Raw genomic sequence first — 1,220 nt, forward strand, 5'->3', positions numbered from 1 at the left:
GCGGCAACTCCCAGCCGGCGGCCTTGGCGGCGGTTTCCAGCACCCCGCGCAGGCGAGCGGTATCGATCGGGTAGCGCTCCGGGGATTCGCCGTAGTTCCACTCATCGCTCAGGGTTTTAGGATCGATCTGACGATCCGGCCCGAGTAGTTTGAGTTGGTACTGCAACGGGTCCTGACCGGCCTTGTGCGCCAGCTCATCGACAAAGCTCTGAATCGCAAAGCCGTGGGGGATGTTCGATACCGAGCGATACCAGCCAACCCGGGTGTGAGCCGCAGCTTCGGGGTTTTCCAGGCGCACATTGGGAATCGCGTAGGCCATGTTGGTAAAGCCCATACCCAACTCGAACGCCGCCTCATGGTTCATGCCCGGTGCAAACAGTGCAGTGATGCTCGGCGCGACGGTGCGGTGCAGCCAGGCAGAAGGCAGGCCGTCCTTGTTCAGGCCAGCCTTGAGGTACTCGGCGGAAACCGTGTGGAAGTAGGAGTTATGGATGTCATCTTCACGGGTCCACTGCACGCGCACGGCCTTGCCGGGGAATTCCTTGGCGAGGATGGCCGCCTCGACCACGAAGTCCGGCTTGGACTTGCGACCGAAGCCGCCGCCCAGCAGCGTGACATTGATGGTCACGTTATCGAAAGGCAGGCCCAGGCGCTCGGCAACGCGCTCGCGAGTCACCTGAGGCGCCTGGCTTGGCGCCCAGGCTTCGCACTGGCCCTTGTCGAAACGGGCGATGGCAACCATCGGTTCCATCGGCGACTGGGCCAGATGCGGCAGGTAATAGGCGGCTTCGAGGGTGCTGTCGGCATCGCTCATGGCCTGGTCGAGGGTGCCGGTGTTGCGCACCACTTTGCCCGGTTGCTGCGCGGCCGCTTCCAGATCCTTGCGGTAATCGATGGAGTTATAGCTGGCGTTGACGCCGTCATCCCAGACAATGCTCAGCGCTTCACGGCCCTTGATCGCTGCCCAGGTGTTGCTCGCCACCACGGCCACGCCGCCCAGCGGCTGGAACTCCGAAGGCAGAGGGCGGCTTTCGATTTCGAGGACCTTGATCACCCCCGGCACCTTCAACGCCGCACTGGCATCGAAGGATTTGACCTGTGTGCTCGTCGATCATCACCTGTGCGCCGCCGCGCGAATCGTCTTCGGTGATAGGCCCTGGAACCCATCCCGTTTCGACGGTGAACTGGGTTGCCATGAGCGGCGGTCTCTACGCTGTTCA

General features: G+C 63.0%; 1 pseudogene. It reads right to left on the bottom strand.

The annotated features are described in order from the left end of the window. Positions 1-1,099 (bottom strand): annotated as a pseudogene (locus tag L9Z73_RS30780) (xanthine dehydrogenase family protein molybdopterin-binding subunit); the annotation flags it as partial. Between the last annotated feature and the right edge of the window lie 121 nt (positions 1,100-1,220).

Source organism: Pseudomonas emilianonis (genome assembly GCF_023072625.1).
GTDB classification, from domain to species: Bacteria; Pseudomonadota; Gammaproteobacteria; order Pseudomonadales; family Pseudomonadaceae; genus Aquipseudomonas; species Aquipseudomonas paraveronii.